At 72.5% G+C, this 15,685-nt stretch carries 16 protein-coding genes; 7 read left to right on the forward strand and 9 right to left on the reverse strand.

Annotated features, from left to right (window positions below):
* Positions 1-89: 89 nt before the first annotated feature.
* Positions 90-767: a TetR/AcrR family transcriptional regulator gene (locus ACFP2E_RS14700; protein WP_378523080.1), complete on the forward strand. Its 678-nt coding sequence runs from the start codon at positions 90-92 to the stop codon at positions 765-767.
* 36 nt (positions 768-803) lie between these two features.
* Here ACFP2E_RS14700 and ACFP2E_RS14705 read toward each other — a convergent pair whose 3' ends face one another.
* The 8 genes from ACFP2E_RS14705 to ACFP2E_RS14740 all read right to left on the reverse strand — a co-directional run bounded on the left by ACFP2E_RS14705 (position 804) and on the right by ACFP2E_RS14740 (position 7,531).
* On the reverse strand, positions 804-1,814 hold the full coding sequence (locus ACFP2E_RS14705) for a DUF3048 domain-containing protein (protein WP_378523079.1): 1,011 nt from the start codon (positions 1,812-1,814) through the stop codon (positions 804-806).
* Positions 1,815-1,873: 59 nt separating this feature from the next.
* On the reverse strand, positions 1,874-2,641 hold the full coding sequence (locus ACFP2E_RS14710; protein ID WP_378523078.1) for an SDR family NAD(P)-dependent oxidoreductase: 768 nt from the start codon (positions 2,639-2,641) through the stop codon (positions 1,874-1,876).
* Positions 2,642-2,679: 38 nt separating this feature from the next.
* The gene (locus ACFP2E_RS14715) at positions 2,680-3,102 is read right to left on the reverse strand and encodes an HIT family protein (RefSeq protein ID WP_378523077.1); all 423 of its coding nucleotides are present in this window, start codon (positions 3,100-3,102) and stop codon (positions 2,680-2,682) included.
* A 9-nt stretch (positions 3,103-3,111) separates the two neighbouring features.
* Complete coding sequence (locus ACFP2E_RS14720; protein WP_378523076.1) at positions 3,112-4,032, reverse strand: hypothetical protein; 921 nt, start codon at positions 4,030-4,032, stop codon at positions 3,112-3,114.
* The gene (locus ACFP2E_RS14725; protein ID WP_378523075.1) at positions 4,029-4,610 is read right to left on the reverse strand and encodes an RNA polymerase sigma factor; all 582 of its coding nucleotides are present in this window, start codon (positions 4,608-4,610) and stop codon (positions 4,029-4,031) included. The genes ACFP2E_RS14720 and ACFP2E_RS14725 overlap by 4 nt, the downstream gene beginning before the upstream one ends.
* A gap of 132 nt (positions 4,611-4,742) precedes the next feature.
* Positions 4,743-5,729, reverse strand: coding sequence for a hypothetical protein (locus ACFP2E_RS14730; protein WP_378523074.1), 987 nt, complete (start codon positions 5,727-5,729; stop codon positions 4,743-4,745).
* A 116-nt stretch (positions 5,730-5,845) separates the two neighbouring features.
* Complete coding sequence (locus tag ACFP2E_RS14735) at positions 5,846-7,255, reverse strand: M15 family metallopeptidase (RefSeq protein ID WP_378523073.1); 1,410 nt, start codon at positions 7,253-7,255, stop codon at positions 5,846-5,848.
* 90 nt (positions 7,256-7,345) lie between these two features.
* Positions 7,346-7,531, reverse strand: coding sequence for a hypothetical protein (locus ACFP2E_RS14740; RefSeq protein ID WP_378523072.1), 186 nt, complete (start codon positions 7,529-7,531; stop codon positions 7,346-7,348).
* Between the two features lie 155 nt (positions 7,532-7,686).
* Between ACFP2E_RS14740 and ACFP2E_RS14745 the strand changes: the two genes are divergently transcribed.
* The 3 genes from ACFP2E_RS14745 to ACFP2E_RS14755 all read left to right on the forward strand — a co-directional run bounded on the left by ACFP2E_RS14745 (position 7,687) and on the right by ACFP2E_RS14755 (position 12,769).
* Entirely contained in the window at positions 7,687-8,853 is a 1,167-nt protein-coding gene (locus ACFP2E_RS14745; protein WP_378523071.1) for a hypothetical protein, read from the forward strand.
* A 585-nt stretch (positions 8,854-9,438) separates the two neighbouring features.
* Positions 9,439-10,695: a fibronectin type III domain-containing protein gene (locus ACFP2E_RS14750; RefSeq protein ID WP_378523070.1), complete on the forward strand. Its 1,257-nt coding sequence runs from the start codon at positions 9,439-9,441 to the stop codon at positions 10,693-10,695.
* A 529-nt stretch (positions 10,696-11,224) separates the two neighbouring features.
* Positions 11,225-12,769, forward strand: a complete 1,545-nt coding sequence (locus tag ACFP2E_RS14755) for a fibronectin type III domain-containing protein (protein ID WP_378523069.1) — start codon at positions 11,225-11,227, stop codon at positions 12,767-12,769.
* A gap of 75 nt (positions 12,770-12,844) precedes the next feature.
* Here ACFP2E_RS14755 and ACFP2E_RS14760 read toward each other — a convergent pair whose 3' ends face one another.
* Positions 12,845-13,240, reverse strand: coding sequence for a VOC family protein (locus tag ACFP2E_RS14760; protein ID WP_378523068.1), 396 nt, complete (start codon positions 13,238-13,240; stop codon positions 12,845-12,847).
* A gap of 200 nt (positions 13,241-13,440) precedes the next feature.
* Between ACFP2E_RS14760 and ACFP2E_RS14765 the strand changes: the two genes are divergently transcribed.
* From ACFP2E_RS14765 to ACFP2E_RS14775, 3 genes are all read left to right on the forward strand, one after another.
* Positions 13,441-13,608 carry a hypothetical protein gene (locus ACFP2E_RS14765; RefSeq protein WP_378539346.1) on the forward strand — a complete coding sequence of 56 codons (168 nt, stop codon included), beginning with the start codon at positions 13,441-13,443 and terminating at the stop codon, positions 13,606-13,608.
* A 54-nt stretch (positions 13,609-13,662) separates the two neighbouring features.
* Positions 13,663-14,097 (forward strand): PH domain-containing protein, encoded by a 435-nt coding sequence (locus tag ACFP2E_RS14770; RefSeq protein ID WP_378523066.1) that lies wholly within the window; start codon positions 13,663-13,665, stop codon positions 14,095-14,097.
* Positions 14,098-14,165: 68 nt separating this feature from the next.
* Positions 14,166-15,662: an LCP family protein gene (locus tag ACFP2E_RS14775; protein WP_378523065.1), complete on the forward strand. Its 1,497-nt coding sequence runs from the start codon at positions 14,166-14,168 to the stop codon at positions 15,660-15,662.
* Positions 15,663-15,685: the final 23 nt, after the last annotated feature.

Genomic DNA, 15,685 nt, shown 5'->3' on the forward strand with positions numbered 1-15,685 from the left:
GCACTCTGGGTATGCCAAACTTCAACTGCCCGTGACCTCGCTCACCGGCATGACGCGGTGACGAGAGGGAAACCACCTAGACTGCGCCAATGACCAAGTCCTCGGTGCACAAGCTGGTCAGCGGCGCGAGCAGGCGCGCCCAGTACTCCGCGTCGACCAAGCGCGCACTGGTCGACGTCGCTGAGGAGCTGTTCACCGAGAGCGGGTACGCCGCCACCTCATTGGACGCGATCGTGGCCGGCGCCGACGTCACCAAGGGCGCGCTCTACCACCACTTCAGCGGCAAGCAGGCGCTGTTCGAGGCCGTCTTCGAGCGGGTCGAGACCCGGGCGGCGCAGGCCATCTCGCAGGCCCACGCCGGCCACAACGACCCCTGGGAGAAGGCGATTGCCGGCCTGCAGGCGTTCCTCGACGTGGTGCGCGAGCCCACCTACCGCCGGGTGGTCATCCAGGACGGCCCGGCCGTCCTCGGCTATCCGCGCTACCGCGAGCAGGAGGAGCGGTCGACGTACGCCAACGTGCTCGACATCGTGACCTCGGTGCTCAACGCCGGGGCCTGGGAGCTCGACGAGGACATGCTGCACACGTTCGCCCGGATCTTCTTCGGGGCGATGTCCTCGGCCGGCGAGTCGGTCTCGACCGCCTCCGACCCCGAGGCCGCGGCGGCACGCGTCGAGACGGCCATCGCGTTCATCCTCGCGGGCTTCCGGTCGCTCGCCGACTCCGGGGCCGAGCTCCCCGCGAGCATGGGCAGCACCCGCCGCTGACCTGCAGGCGGCGGGCGCCCGCCCGTCAGCGGTGCGTCACTTGCCGAAGGTGACGTTGCCGCCGTTGGCCGGGACCAGCTCGATCCAGGTGTGCCCTGCGGGCACGGTCAGCCGGCCTGCCTTGGTCGACAGCTCCAACGGCGCGTCGAGGCCGTCCTTCGTCCACGTGCCGCGCACCAGCCGGCCGTCGTGGAAGAGCATCGCCTGGCCCTTGCCCTCGAGCTTGGTCTCCGGGACCGGGTTGCCGGCCGGGTCCCTGTAGCCGGCGTCGCCGACCTGGACCCGCAGCACCAGCACCGTGTCGGCGACGAACTCGTCGCCCTCGGCGGCGTAGCCGTCGACGTTGCGGTAGCCGTCCTTGTCGTAGGACCAGCTGGTGGTGTGGCCGCCCGAGAACGACGCCGCAACGGTGCGGGCGTTCTGGCCCTTCGGCAGGTCGCCGGCCTCGCCCCACTGGAGATAGTCGTCGGGCCGGTCCTCCTCGCCCTCGATGCTCTCGGCGATGTCGGGCAGGTTGGCGAAGACGTTGTACGGGGCGCTGCGCGAGCTCTCCCGGTAGATCCCCTTCGCGCCCTCCTGGATGATCCGGATGCCGGCACTCTTGACGCGCGCGATCGTCTGCGCGGCGGCGCCGCTGGTCACCACGGAGGCGTCGACCGGGGAGACGATGCCGATGTCGGTGGCCCTCATCGACCGGACCGGGCCGATCTTCTCCGGGAGCTCGGAGTAGTGGAAGACCGCGAGCCGGGTCATGCCGCCCTCGACAAGCTCCTCGACCACCAGGTCTGCGCTGCCGAGGCCGACCTGCGGCGCGCTGGACCCGGTGTTGTCGATCTTGGTCACCAGCACCGGGTGGGTCCGGACCGAGGTGTCCTCGCCCTCGACGGGCAGGCCGGTCAGCGGCCAGGTGGAGGCGAACTCGGAGCCCCCGGCGATCTCCTGGGCCTCCGGCTTCTCGTCGGCGGGCTCCTCGTCTCCCCCGCCGCACCCGGCGAGGACGAGGCTGGTGGCGACCAGGGCGGCGGCGGTCAGGCGAAGGCGGCGCATGGGTGATCCGATCGTGTGGTTCTGCGGGTGTTCTGGTGCGACGGAGCGAGGGGCGGGCGTCAGCCCAGCTTGGCCCCGCCGTCGACGTACAGGGTCTGGCCGGTGATGTACGACGCCTCGTCGCTGCACAGGAAGGCGGCCGCGGCGGCGATGTCCTCGGGGAAGCCGACCCGGCGCACCGGGTTGGCCTCGGCGTTGAGGCGGCGGAACTCCTCGACGTCCATCTTCAGCCGGGCCGCGGTGGCGTCGGTCATGTCGGTGGCGATGAAGCCGGGGGCGATGGCGTTGGCGTTGACGCCGAACGGGCCGAGCTCGATGCCGAGCGTGCGGGTGAAGCCCTGGATCCCCATCTTCGCGGCCGAGTAGTTGGCCTGGCCGCGGTTGCCGAGCGCGGAGACGCTCGAGAGGTTCAGGATCTTGCCGTACTTCTGCTCGACGAAGTGCTTCTGGGCGGCCTTGGTCATGAGGAACGCACCCTTGAGGTGGACGTCCATGACGAGGTCCCAGTCCTGCTCGGTCATCTTGAAGAGCAGGTTGTCGCGGGTGATGCCGGCGTTGTTGACCAGCACGTGGATGCCGCCGAGCTCGGCGACGACCCGCTCGACGGCGGCCTCCGCGGCGGCGGCGTCGCTGACGTCGCAGCCGATGCCCACGGCCTTCGCGCCCTCCGCCAGCGGCAGCTTGCCGGCGGCATCGGCGGCCGCGGCCTCGTCGAGGTCGAGCACGGCGACCGAGGCGCCCTCCTCGGCGAAGCGCTGGGCGGTGCCGAAGCCGATGCCTCGTGCGGCTCCGGTGACGACGACGACGCGTCCGTCGTAGCGACCCATCGTGTGACTCCTCCGTGTGGGGGGCTGCTGGCGGCCACTCACTCTAGAGCGGCCCGCAGCATGGTCACGAACCGGTCTCGGTCGTCGCGGTCGGCGTACTTCGTGCGGGGCCAGAAGAAGCCGCGCAGCCCGTCGCCCTTGGTCCGGGGCACGACGTGGAGGTGCAGGTGCGGGACCGACTGGCTGACCACGTTGTTCATCGCCACGAACGAGCCCTGCGCACCGAGCCCCTCGACCACCGCGCGGGCCAGCCGCTGGGCTGTGGCGAGGAAGCCGTCGCGCAGGTCGTCCGGCAGGTCGAGCAGGGTGTCGACGTGGCGGCGCGGCACCAGCAGCAGGTGGCCCTTGAACAGCGGCCGCGCGTCGAGGAACGCCACGAAGTCGGGCTCGTCGAGCACGACGCCCGCCTCGGCCTCCCCCGCGACGATCCGGCAGAACACGCAGTCCGCGGCGGCAGTCACCCCGGCAGGCTAGCGATCCCCCTCGCGGTCACGCTCGGCCTCGTCCTTGTCGGTCCGCTCGCCGCGGTCCTCGCCCCGGTCACGGGCGTCGCCGTTCGCGTCCTCCGCCTCGTCCTGGGCCTCCTCGGCGGCGTCCTGCTTGTCGTCCTCGGCACCCGCGACCGCGTCCTGCTTGTCCTCCTGGGCGTCCCGGGCGTCGTCCTTCGCGTCCTCGGCAGCGTCCCGGGCGTCGTCCTTCACGTCCTCCGCGGCGTCGCGCTCCGCGTCCTTCTGGTCCTCGGCAGCGTCGCGCTCGGCGTCCCTCTTGTCCTCGGCTGCGTCGCGGTCGTCGTCCTCCTTGTCCTCGGCTGCGTCCCGCTCGGCGTCCTTCTTGTCCGCGGCGGAGTCGTCCACCTCGTCCACGGGGTTGGTGGCACCGTCGAACCGGTCACCCCCGACCACCGGCTCCGGCCCGTCCTGCGTGGGCTGCGGCTCTGTCGTGGGCACGTCGCCGCGCTCGATCTCGGTCTCAGTCGCCGAGGCACCGGGCACGATGACGGAGACCATCTCGTCGAACCCCTCCTGGAGCTGCGACGGCAGGACGCCCGCGACGCCCGCGACCACCGTGGCGGTCGCGGCTGCGGCCGAGGCGATCGCCAGCTGGGCGGCGACCCCGGCGCCGGTGACGGCGCCGACGACCCTGGCTCGCAGTGGGACGACGCGCGATCGGGGCGGCCGGGCCACCGGTCCGGCCACGGGACGGGCCGGGTCCGTCGCGGCGCGGTCGAGCAGGGCCGCCAGCTCGGCGGACGGGGTCGGCGTGCCCTCGCCGTACGCCGACCGCAGCGCCGTGACCACCGTGGCGAGCTCCCGCTGCTCGTCGCTCTTCGGCTCGTGGCCGTCGAGCACGAGCTGCAGGTCGTCCACGGGCGGGAAGGTGCGGCCGGTCATCGTCGACCACCTGCCTCGATGGCGCCCCCGGCGGCCTGCTCCTGGTCCCTCACGAGGCGGCGGAGCCGGTCGAGGCCGCGGCGCTGCAGCGCCTTGACCGCGCCGGCGGGCCGGTCCGTCACCCTCGCCACCTCCTCCACCGTCAGCTCGCCCAGCACCCGGAGCGCGATGACCTCGCGCTGGTCGGGGGTCAGCTCGTCCATCAGTCGGGCCGTCTCTCCGTCGGCGACGGCCCGCATCGCCAGGGCCTCCGCGCTCTCACTGCTGCGGCCGTCCCGCTCGGGCGCCCACTCGAGGTGCAGCGGCTGCCGCGACCGGCGGCGCAGCTCGTCGACCAGCCGGCACCGGGCCACCGTGAACAGGAACGCCCGGAAGTCGGACTCGTCCCCCTCGAACGTCGGGAGTCGTCGCAGGACCTGGAGGAACACCTCGCTCGTGAGGTCGTCCGGCTCCGACGCTCCCCTGGCCCGGACGAATGCCTGGACCCGCGGTGAGTACTCGCGCCACAGCTCCGCGAACGCCCACTCCTCACCGGCGCAGGCCGCCTCGACGACGCTGCGCCAGCCGGTCCGAGCCATGCCCTCATCCTTCGTGCTCCGTCCGCTCGGGACAGGCAGATGAGGGAACTCACATCTGGCTGCGGCAGGCCCCGAACGGCGTCGTGGGACCGGGCCCCCGGGCCCGGTCCCACGACGCTCCTCATCGGTGGCTCACGAGTCCCACGAGCAGGAGTAGGACATCGAGCCGCTCACGTCGCCCTCGCGAGAACCACGGCTGCTGTCGAAGTCCCAGTCGAGCCCGCAGTCGCCCTGGCCGGCCTCGCCGTCGAAGCTGCACTCGTAGCCGTCGGCCGCATTGCCGGCGCAGCCGGCGCCGTTGTCGTCGGTGTCCTCGTCGACCAGGTCGGACTGGAAGTCGAAGCCGCCGTCGAACCGCATGGTCTCGGAGTCGAGGACGTACTCGAACTGCTGGTCGAGCTCGGCCGACACGCAGCGGAAGCCCATGACGCCCTTGAGGAACGTGCAGTCCCACAGCGGCGCGTCGGTGCCTGCGCCGCTCCAGGAGCAGTCGAAGTCGAAGTCGGCGTCCACGTCACCGCCGCCGGCCTCCTCGGAGCCACCGGCCGAGGCGCTGTAGGAGCAGTCCCAGTCGAGCCCGTCCGCGTCACCCTCGCTGTCCTCGGAGTAGGAGCAGTCCCACGAGGTGTCCATCGACCAGTCGTTGGCCGGACCGTCGGCCGACGAGTCGTACGAGCAGTCGGTGTCCGTGGCGGTGTCGCCGTCGTCGTAGTCGAGCGAGCAGTCGAACGAGGTGTCCTCGGTGACGTCGTCGCCGTCCTCCTCGCTGCTGTCGAACGAGCAGTCCGCGTTGCCGGTGGGCATCTCCTTGAGCACGACCCGGGCGAGGCGGCCGTCCACGACGCGCTTGCCGAGGACCTTCGCACCCCGGGCCAGCTCGTTCACGTCCTGCCGGGTGCGCTCACCGGTGCGCGTGTTCTTGAGGATGACCCGCGTCCGCTTGGTCACCTCCACCCACCTCGACTTGCCGCCCGCCTTGTCGACCCGGACCTTCATCGCCCGCTCCCGGACGTCACCGACCCGGTCCGGCTTCCCGCCACCTGCGACGGCGGGCTGTCCCGCGACCAGCAAGCACAGCACCGCCACGGAAGCGACGATGCGACCCAAGACTCTTGCCATGGCTCTTCTCCCCTGTCGTCAACGCGGACCGCTGCGACCCGCCTCGCCCTCCTGATCGACGGGCGGGGCCGCAGGGGTACGGGTGACCGGAGACTCCCTCGGCTGGTCCAGTCCACCTACTCGCAGTCGTAGCCGCCGCAGTCGGCCATCCGCGCCGCCACCCGGTGCGAGTGGCTGCCCGCGTCGAAGTGGTGGGAGTCGGAGGTGCCGTAGGTCCACCGAAGGCCGTGGCGCGCCATCACCTGCACCACGACGTGGGAGCGGGACCGCCAGGCCACCCGCGGGTGCGACCGGCCCACCCACCAGGAGTTGGGCGTCCAGCCGTGGCTGGCGCGGTAGGGGTTCTCCCACGGGTTGATGTCGAGGGACCGGCCGTAGGAGTGCGGCGATCGGCGGCTCGGGTTGCCGACCACGCCGCGGCAGTTGAAGGCCGAGGTGTTGTCGGCGGCCATGGACTTGTAGTCGTCAGCGCCGCGGAGCCGCGAGGACCAGCCGAAGCGGTCGACGCGGTACATCGACCGGATCGGCAGCTTGCGGCGGTACATCTCCGACAGCGCCCCCGCCATCTTGCCGACGGCGTCGGCGTGGGCGACGAGCTCGCCGCGGCGGCGGTAGCCGGAGAAGTCCCAGTAGTTGATGCGCAGCAGGCGCAGGCTGCTCCGTCCGACCGGGCAGCCCTGGTGCCAGCTGCGCCCGGTCATGTGGTTCCACACCGCGTTCGGGATCGCCGTGACGACGGCGTTCGGGCCGCTGCCCGCGGCGCGTGGCTGGTCGGGGAGGTTGATCCGCGGCCGCGGCGCGCCCTTGGGCAGCGCGACCGGGATGCCGGGCGGACGGTTGTCGACGCGGTGGACGCGGCTGCGGTCGCCGGTGGCCCAGTCGACGCGCCGGGCCACGGCGCGCCAGCGGGTGTCGGTGCGCGGACGCACGGTGTACGTCGCGCGGCCCTCGCCCCCGGTACGCAGCCTCTTCGCGAGCCGCCAGGAGCCGCCGGCGTTGCGCCGCATCAGCCTCACGGGGCCCGAGACCGGCTCACCGCCCCGGGTGCGCCAGAGCAGCTCGAGGGTGATCTTCTGCCCGTCGCGCACCTCGTCAGGACCGCGCACGGCGACCTTCGTGCTGCGCCGCAGCAGCGGCACCCGCACCCAGCCGGTCTCGCTGCCCTCGGTGGTGGCCCCGTCGCCGGCGTACGTCGCCCGGAAGATGTTGTCGCGGGCCTCCCGCGCCATGGTGGCCTGCGTGGCCGCCCGCCCCTCGTCGTCGGTCGGCAGCACCTCGAACGGCTGCCACGCGCCGTCGTCACTGCGCTCGACGACGAGCTCGCCGCCGACCACCGGCGAGCCGTCCTCGCGGACGAGCAGGAGGTCGAGGGCGGTGTCGCGGTCGGCGTACTGCGCCTCGGCGGACAGCGTCAGGGTGGTGGCGGCCGGCGGCTCCGGTGGTTCCTGGGCCTGGGCGGGCGGTGCGAGCGACACCGTCAGGGCGAGGCCGAGGAGGCCGGTCGTGGTGCGGATCCCGAGAGACATGCGAGCACTGTGCCCCGCGCCGACGCGGCCCACACCCAGCCGCGCGGCGTGTCGTGCCCCTGGATCCGTGGGCCCCGTCGGGCGGGTCGGTCAGGCGGACTCGGGCTGGGTGTAGGGCCAGGCCACCGGCTTGCCCCGGCGCAGCGCCCGGCGCGCCGCACCCCACAGGACGGCGCCGCACTCGGTGCAGCTGCGCCAGTCGCACCCGGCCGTCGTGCAGTGGGTCTCGGTCCTCGCCTTGCAGTACACGCAGACGGTCTCGCCGGTGTCCGCCATGGCCGCTCCTCGCTCTCGGTCGGCCCCCGCACCCGGGTTCTGCCCAATCCACGGACAGCCGGAACCACCCCTGCCCACAATGTGACCCACCTGACGCGGGTCCCGCCCGCGTCGGCCGGACGTCCCGGCCGCAGTCCTCTCGTCTCGGAGCCCTCATGACGCGCATCCCGGAAGCCCCGCGCGGGGCCGGCATCATCGCCTCCGTCCTCGTCGTCTGTGGGGTCCTCTGCGGGCTGCTCGTCGGCCTCCCGGCGCAGGCGGAGCCGCAGGCAGCGCACGTGTGGGCGGCGAGGACCTCGCCGGCGGCACCGGTCGAGGTCCGGCCCGTCGCGACCGCCCCCACCCGCCTCACCGTCGCCTGGTCGGCCATGCGCTCCGCCACGAAGTACCGGATCGACCACGCCGCCGACTCGGCGATGCGGTACCGGCGCACCTCGCGGCGGGCCAGGCCGCAGCTGACCATGCGCCTGCTCCAGCCGGACACCAGCTACTGGGTCCGGGTGCGCGTCGTGCGGGTCGACGGCGAACGGAACGTGGGGCCGTGGTCCGACGTGGTGGAGGTGCGCACCACCCCCGCCCCGACCGGGAAGGCCCTGTTCGGGGCCAACTACAGCACGATGGCGCACGTCGACGAGCGCGTCTACGGCGGCCGGGCCGGGGCCGCGCGGGTCTTCTTCCAGGAGCTCGACCGTGCGCAGTTCTCGACCAACAGCGCCGTCCGTGAGGCCCTGGCCGACGGCGTCTCCACGTTCGTGATCTCGTGGAAGGAGACCGACCGGGCGGCGATCCAGCGGTTCCTCGCGGGGATCCCGGGCGACCTCACCGTCTACACGACCTTCAACCACGAGCCCGAGAACGACCACGGCTCCCTCGGCTCCGCCGAGTACCGGGCGTGGTCGGCCGAGTACCGGCGGCAGTGGTCCCTGCAGTCGCCGTTGATGAGGGCCGAGGGCATGATCCCGACCAGCATCCTGATGGGCTGGACCCTCGACCCGAGGTCCGGGCGCGACATCGCCGACTGGACCCCGCCGGAGGGCACCGTCGACGTGTTCGCCTTCGACGCCTACTACGGCAAGGGTCAGGACCCGCACGTGCAGGTCGGCCGGATGGTCGCCGCCACCGAGGCCGCCGGCCTCGCGACGACCGGCCTCGCCGAGACGGGGGCTCCGGTCGGGGACCCCGACCGCCCGTCGGCCACTGCGGCGATGAAGGACGCCGTGACCGAGGCGGGCATGTTCGCCTGGGCGTTGTACTGGAACGGCGCGGAGGGCGGCTACGACGCCAGGATGTCCGAGGACATCGCCGACATCTGGTTCGGCTGAGGGAACGGCGCTCGCGGGCCCGGGTCGAACCGGCCAGCGGACGGTCCCGGTCGCTCCGAGGGAATCAGCGGGAAGTTACGGGCCAAATCCATGGCCTCGATCACAATCAGGTTTCTTTTCGGCCGCTGATCGGGCACAGTCCTCCCCGCGCGGGGCCTGACGAGGAAGCGAGTCCAGGCAGATGATCCACACACGCACCTGTCCCGGTGACAGGAGGCGGACCGAGGTGAACCACGGCGCGACCACGAGTCGGCCGGGCGCACCCCGCGGAGCTCGGGGTGGACAGTCGGTCAGCCCGGTGACGTCCCGGACCGGCCCGTGGCCCGATCGCGGCCCGACGCCGTCGCCACCCAACCGTTCCCTCCTCAGGTCGTGACCCACCACCCGACGGCCCTGATCTCCCCCGTCACCGGCGACGCCCGCCGGCACTGACAGGTCAGCCGGTCGGCCCCGGTGCCGACCTGCTTCTCGGGACCTCGGTGCTGCCTCCACGGCCCTGCTCGCAGGGCGCGTCGCCGTCGATCCAACCGCCCATCGCGGCCGGGCATCCCCGGCCCGTGTCATCCCCCCTGGAGAAGCACACCCGTGAAGAGATTCTCTGCCCCCCACCGGACGCTGGCCGCCGTGGCCGCGTCCGCCGTCGGGCTCTCGGCGCTCGCCGTGAGCGGAGTCGCCAGCGCCCTGCCCACCGCGGATGTCGGTCAGGCCTCGGTCACCAGCTCGCAGGCGCCCGCCGCCACCAACGTCCGCGCGACCGACGCCACCGCCTCGAGCATCACCGTCGCCTGGGACGGCCCCGCCGGCGCCACCCAGTTCCGGCTCGACTACGCCGACAACCCGGTCATGGACGGCTTCCGCAAGAAGTGGACCAGCAACGAGCGGTTCACGCTGCGCGACCTCGAGGCCGGCACGTCCTACTGGGTCCGGGTCCGCACCACCGGCGTGAACGGCGCCCCGGTCTACGGCGACTTCTCGGAGGTGGTCGAGGTGACGACCACGGGCGCCGGCGCCCCCCAGCAGCCGACTCAGGAGCCGACGCAGGAGCCGACTCAGGAGCCGACCCCCGAGCCCACGCCGGAGCCGACCACCGAGCCCACGCCGACCGGCAAGTCCCTCTTCGGCGCCAACTACACGACGCGCTCCGAGGTCGACGAGCGCGTCTACGAGGACCGCGCCAAGGCTGCCCGGATCTTCTTCCAGCAGCTCGACTCCACCCAGTTCTCGCGCAACGGCGCGGTCCAGGAAGCGCTGGCCGACGGCATCACGACGTTCGTCATCTCGTGGAAGGAGACCGACCGCGACGCGATCCAGCGCTTCCTCGCCGGCATCCCGGACGACCTGACCGTCTACACGTCTTTCAACCACGAGCCGGAGAACGACGAGGGGAACCCGGGCTCCGCCAGCTACCGGGCCTGGTCGGAGGAGTACAAGCGGCAGTGGTCGCTCCAGGCGCCGCTGATGCGCGCCGAGGGCATGATCCCCACCAACATCCTCATGGGCTGGACCCTCGACCCGAAGTCGGGCCGTGACGTCGCCGACTGGACCCCGCCGAAGGGCACCTTCGACGTCTTCGCCTTCGACGCCTACTACGGCAAGGGCAAGGACCCGGCGACGCTGGTCTCGCGCATGGAGGCTGCCGCCAAGGCGGCGGGCGTCGACCGCACCGGCCTCGCGGAGACCGGCGCACCGACCAGCGACCCGGGCCGCGTCCAGAACACCCGGGAGATGCGGGCCGCGATCATCGACTCGGGCATGTTCGAGTGGGGCCTCTACTGGAACAGCGCCGAGGGCGGCTACGACTCGCGCATGGACACGGCGACCGCCGACGCCTGGTTCGGCTGAGCCACGACGTACGCCTGAACGCGAAGGCGCCCACGCACCGGGTGCGTGGGCGCCTTCGCGTCTCTTGTCGCGGGTGCCCGGCACGCGCATACTGAAAGCCGCGCGGGGCCCTGATGGGAAGCGCATTCGAGCCGATGACCGAAACGCACAGCCGTCCGGGGGGCGGACGCCGGACCGGGACCTCTCCCGCCGGCGCGGCTGGTCGCTCGGCAGCACCCTCGTAGCTCCGCGTGCGGTGCCATCCCGGTACCGCACGCGACCGGGAGGATCCCGGTCCCGCAGCGCGCACTCCGCCACGGTCGTGCCCGCCCGCTCCGGAGGGCTCACCGCGGGGTGGTGGACGTGAGGGCTCGAGCCACGAGCCGAGCCGAGATTGGCAGCCCGCCCTCCGACCGTCACATCGGGTCGGCGGGGTGCCACCGTGCTGACTCTCCTCAGCGCAGCCCCCCCGTTCGGGTCACCGGAGGACCCCGCCGACGCGCGTCCGCGTCGACGGGTCGACCGGTCGTGGATCCACCCGGAGACCACCATGCAGACCTCCTCTGCGCGGCGACTGCTGGGCGCCCTGTCGGCGGCCTTCGTCTGTCTCGCGCTCCTCGTCGTGGGCGGACCCGCCCACGGCAACGCGCCGGCCCCCACCAACCTACGCGTCACGAAGGCGACGAACACCTCGCTGACGCTCGCGTGGTCCGCAGCCAGCGGCGCCTCCCGGTTCCGCCTCGACTACGCCACCGCCCCGACGATGGCGGGCTTCGTCAGCAAGTTCACGAAGAACAAGCAGCTCACGCTGCGCAGCTTGCAGCCCGGCACGAGCTACTGGGTTCGGGTCCGCGTGGTCGTCATGAACAACAAGACCGTCGAGGGCGAGTTCTCCAACACCATCGAGGCCCGGACGACCGGCCAGGCCCCGGCCCCCGAGCCGCCTCCGCCACCTCCGCCGGAACCGTCCCCCACGCCGGAGCCCACGCCCTCCCCGGAGCCCACGCCCTCCCCGGAGCCCACGCCCACCCCGGAGCCCACGCCCACGCCGACACCCGAACCGAGGCCGACGCCGACGCCTGAGCCCACACCCGAACCGACGCCTGAGCCGACGCCTGAGCCCACACCCGAGCCGACACCGGACCCCACCCCGGCACCACCACCCGAACCGACGCCTGAGCCCACACCCGAGCCGACACCGGACCCCACCCCGGCACCACCACCCGAACCGACGCCTGAGCCCACACCCGAGCCCACACCCGAGCCCAGCCCGGAGCCGGCTCCTGACCCCACTCCCGACCCCACTCCCGACCCCACTCCCGAACCAGGTCCCGCCCCGGCGCCCGAGCCGCCGCCGGTGAGCCCGACGCTCTTCGGCGCGAACTACACCCACCTGACGGAGGTCGACGAGGGGGTCTACGAGGACCGCGCGCGCGTGGCGCGGATCTTCTTCCAGCAGCTGAACGACGTGCAGTTCCTGACGTCCGTGGCAGTGCAGGACGCCCTGGCGGACGGCGTCAGCATCTTCGTCATCTCCTGGAAGGAGACCGAGCTGCCGGTGATCGAGCAGTTCCTGGCGGGCATCCCCGACGGCCTGACGGTCTACACCTGCTTCAACCACGAGCCCGAGGACGACCACGGCGCCGTGGGCTCGCCGGAGTACCAGGCGTGGTCGGCGGAGTACCGCAACCAGTGGTCGCTGCAGTCGCCGCTCATGCGCGCCGAGGGCATGATCCCGACCAGCATCCTCATGGCCTGGACCGTCGACTACAGGTCGGGGCGTGACCTCGCCGACTGGACGCCCGCGCCGGGAACCGTCGACGTGTTCGCCTTCGACGCCTACTACGGCAAGCAGTCACCGGCAGCGCAGGTGGCCAAGATCCTCGCCGGCGCGGACGCCGCGGGCTACACCCGCACGGGCCTGGCCGAGACGGGAGCACCCGTCAGCGACCCCGACCGGGTCGCGAAGACAGCGACGATGCGGGCCGAGGTCCTCGTGTCCGGCCGGTTCGAGTGGGGGTTGTTCTGGAACGGCACCACCGGCAGCTGGGACGGCCGGATGGACAAACCGACGTCCGACGCCTGGTTCGGCTGAACCGGCAGCGCCTCCACCCGGGGAGGAGTCGGCGCACCCGGTGCGCCGGTTCCTCCCCGTGCTCCCCCGGCAGGCTCACGCCTGGTCGCTCCGCTCCATCAGTCCGACCACGTTGCCGCTGGGGTCCTTGAGCCACGCGGCGGCGATGCCGCCCTGCCGGACGATGCCGCGGTCGTCAGGCTCCATCTGCTCATAGCGCTCGAAGGTCGCGCCGCGTCCGGACAGGTCGTCGCAGGCGGCCTCGAGGTCGTCGACCTCGAGGTTGTAGACGGTGAACCCCGCGGGTGTGTGCTCGGGCTTGGAGTAGACCATGACCGATCCCGGACCCGGGCCGTGGATCCAGAGAACGCCGTTCCCGAGGGGGTCCTCCTCGCTCTTGACGTCGAGGCCCAGCGTGGCTGAGTAGAACTCCTTCGCGGCCTCGAGGTCGCTGACCGCGAAGCTGCCGAACGTGCCCTTCGAGCTGACCATGATCGCCTCCTGAGTGCTCAGTGGGTTCCCCGCCTCGTGACCGGCGGGTCTTTCCATCCTCGCGCCGCGGCCGACGACACGTCACTGGCCCGTCTGGGTTGCCCCATCGGGGCCGGCTGCGCTCCACCCGTGGCGCATGCATGCCTCCTGGACAGAGGGGGCATGGTGTCGGTCGTGAGCAACCAGGCGGTGACCCCGTGGTGAGCATGCGCCGATTCCTACCGGTCTGGTACGTCCCCCTGGTCTTCACGCTGCTCTGTGGCTTCGCGCTGTTCGGCGCGCTCATGGGGGCCTTTGACGACGGGCCTGCTGCACCCGCCATGACGGCTGTGTCGCTGGCGTCCGTCGCGGGGCTCGTCGCCGCCTGACCGACGCTGCTGGGGCGCCGCCGACGGATCGAGCTGGCACCCGACGAGGACGGCGTGGTCGTCCTGCGGTCGCCGCTCGCGATCACGGTCGGCGTCCTCACGGCCTGGGCGGCGGTGCTGGTGCTGGCCGTCCTGATCGCGCGCGTGGCGATCACCGACTTCTCGCAGATCGAGTCGCCCGGCGGCGCGCTGCTGGCGGTCGTCGGCGCGATCGGGACGCTGCCCGACCTGGTGCGACTCACCACCGGACGGCTGCACCGCTGGCGCCTCGAGCTCGGCCCCGACGGGCTCACCTACCGCGGCTTCCGGACGTCGCGGACCATCCCGTGGAACCGGGTCACCCGGGTGGAGACCCAGCGGCGCAGTCCGGCGGGCATCAGGGTCGAGTCCCGTGACGGTGACGTGGTCGTGCCGATCCTCGCCTTCGGGATCGATCCCGATCAGCTCGTCGAGGAGATCCGCACCCGGTCCCGCAGCCGCCAGCGCTGACGCCACGGCCCCACGACTCGCCGTACCGAAGGGTGTCCGTCGACCGTCGGGTGGCGGATGATGCCTTCATGGGAGGGGAGTCCCCCGGCGGCAGGCGCCGCGCCCGCACCCTGCGCGGTGCGCTGCTCGTGACCCTGCTCGGCGCCGTGGTCCCGGGCGCGGGGTACGTCTGGGCGGGCCGGCGGCTCGGCTACCTGCTGGCCGCCGCCACCGTGGCCGCGCAGGTGGTACTGCTGGTGCGTGTGACGGACCTCGACGCCCTCGTCGCGCTGGCGGTCGACCCGTCCCGGCTGACGCTCGTGGCGGCGTCCGTCTCGGTCGGCCTTGCCCTGTGGGCGTTCGTCGTCGTGACGACGTACCGCATGGTCCGCCCGGTGGGGATGCCGCGACACCGCCGGGTGGCCGGCGGGGTGCTGGTGAGCGCGCTGTGCCTGGTCGTCGCGGTGCCGACGGTCCAGGCAGTGAGGTACGCCGACACCCAGGCCGACCTGGTGGAGTCGGTGTTCGAGGACAACCGGACGGCGACCGTGCCGCGCGACGTCACCCCGGTCGACCCCTGGGGCGGTCGCCGGAACGTCGGCGTGCTGCTCGTCGGCGGGGACTCCGGACCGAACCGGGACGGGACCCGCACCGACACCATGGCGCTGCTGGACGTCGACACCCGCACCGGCGAGTCGGTGCTGTTCAGCCTGCCGCGCAACATGATGAACGCGCAGTTCCCCCTCGACAGCCCGCTGCACGCGCTGTACCCCGAGGGGTTCGGCGGCGACGGGGACCCCGCGGCCTGGATGCTGAACGCGGTCTACGGGCAGGTCCCGATCCTGCATCCCGGCGTCCTGGGTGGGTCGGACAACGAGGGCGCGGACGCTCTGAAGCAGGCCGTCGCGGGCACCCTCGGCACCCGGGTCGACTACTACGTCCTGGTCGACCTCCAGGGCTTCCCGCAGCTCGTCGACGCCATCGGCGGCGTCACCGTGAACATCAACGAGCCGGTGGCGATCGGCGGGATCACCGACCTCGGCGTGCCCCCGCAGGGCTGGCTCGAGCCGGGGCCCGACCAGCACCTCGACGGCTTCCACGCGATGTGGTTCGCGCGCGGCAGGTACGGCTCGGACGACTACGCGCGGATGCTGCGGCAGCGCTGCCTGATCGACGCGCTGATCGCGGAGGCGGACCCCTTCAACCTGCTGCGCCGCTACCAGGACCTCGCCGCCGCGGGGAAGCAGCTCGTGCAGACCGACATCCCGCAGGAGCTGCTGCCGGCGTTCGTCGACCTGGCTCAGAAGGTCAAGCAGCGCAAGACGCGGTCCGTGGCGTTCGTCGCCTCCGACCGGTTCTTCTCCGGTGACCCGGACTTCGAGTGGATGCAGTCGGTGGTGGACCGGGCCCTGGACCCGCCCGTCGCGACGGCCCCCGCCGAGGAGCCCGAGCCGGCCGACGGCGGCACCACGACCGAGGACACCGAGGCGGTGGACGGCGTGACGGAGAGCGACGAGTCGGAGGCCGACGACCCGGGCGCCGCGGTCACCGTCGCCGACACGTGCGGCTACGTCCCGAACGCCTGACCGGCGCAGGCGCCCCGCCCGTG

It is taken from the genome of Nocardioides sp. GCM10027114 (assembly GCF_042659625.1).
GTDB lineage: Bacteria > Actinomycetota > Actinomycetes > Propionibacteriales > Nocardioidaceae > Nocardioides.

Excerpts from the sequence above, each read along its gene's own strand:
- ACFP2E_RS14700 (WP_378523080.1), top strand. The coding sequence starts at position 90 with ATGACCAAGTCCTCGGTGCACAAGCTGGTCAGCGGCGCGAGCAGGCGC.
- ACFP2E_RS14705 (WP_378523079.1), bottom strand. The coding sequence starts at position 1,814 with ATGCGCCGCCTTCGCCTGACCGCCGCCGCCCTGGTCGCCACCAGCCTC.
- ACFP2E_RS14710 (WP_378523078.1), bottom strand. The coding sequence starts at position 2,641 with ATGGGTCGCTACGACGGACGCGTCGTCGTCGTCACCGGAGCCGCACGA.
- ACFP2E_RS14720 (WP_378523076.1), bottom strand. The coding sequence starts at position 4,032 with ATGACCGGCCGCACCTTCCCGCCCGTGGACGACCTGCAGCTCGTGCTC.
- ACFP2E_RS14725 (WP_378523075.1), bottom strand. The coding sequence starts at position 4,610 with ATGGCTCGGACCGGCTGGCGCAGCGTCGTCGAGGCGGCCTGCGCCGGT.
- ACFP2E_RS14730 (WP_378523074.1), bottom strand. The coding sequence starts at position 5,729 with ATGGCAAGAGTCTTGGGTCGCATCGTCGCTTCCGTGGCGGTGCTGTGC.
- ACFP2E_RS14735 (WP_378523073.1), bottom strand. The coding sequence starts at position 7,255 with ATGTCTCTCGGGATCCGCACCACGACCGGCCTCCTCGGCCTCGCCCTG.
- ACFP2E_RS14740 (WP_378523072.1), bottom strand. The coding sequence starts at position 7,531 with ATGGCGGACACCGGCGAGACCGTCTGCGTGTACTGCAAGGCGAGGACC.
- ACFP2E_RS14745 (WP_378523071.1), top strand. The coding sequence starts at position 7,687 with ATGACGCGCATCCCGGAAGCCCCGCGCGGGGCCGGCATCATCGCCTCC.
- ACFP2E_RS14755 (WP_378523069.1), top strand. The coding sequence starts at position 11,225 with ATGCAGACCTCCTCTGCGCGGCGACTGCTGGGCGCCCTGTCGGCGGCC.
- ACFP2E_RS14760 (WP_378523068.1), bottom strand. The coding sequence starts at position 13,240 with ATGGTCAGCTCGAAGGGCACGTTCGGCAGCTTCGCGGTCAGCGACCTC.
- ACFP2E_RS14775 (WP_378523065.1), top strand. The coding sequence starts at position 14,166 with ATGGGAGGGGAGTCCCCCGGCGGCAGGCGCCGCGCCCGCACCCTGCGC.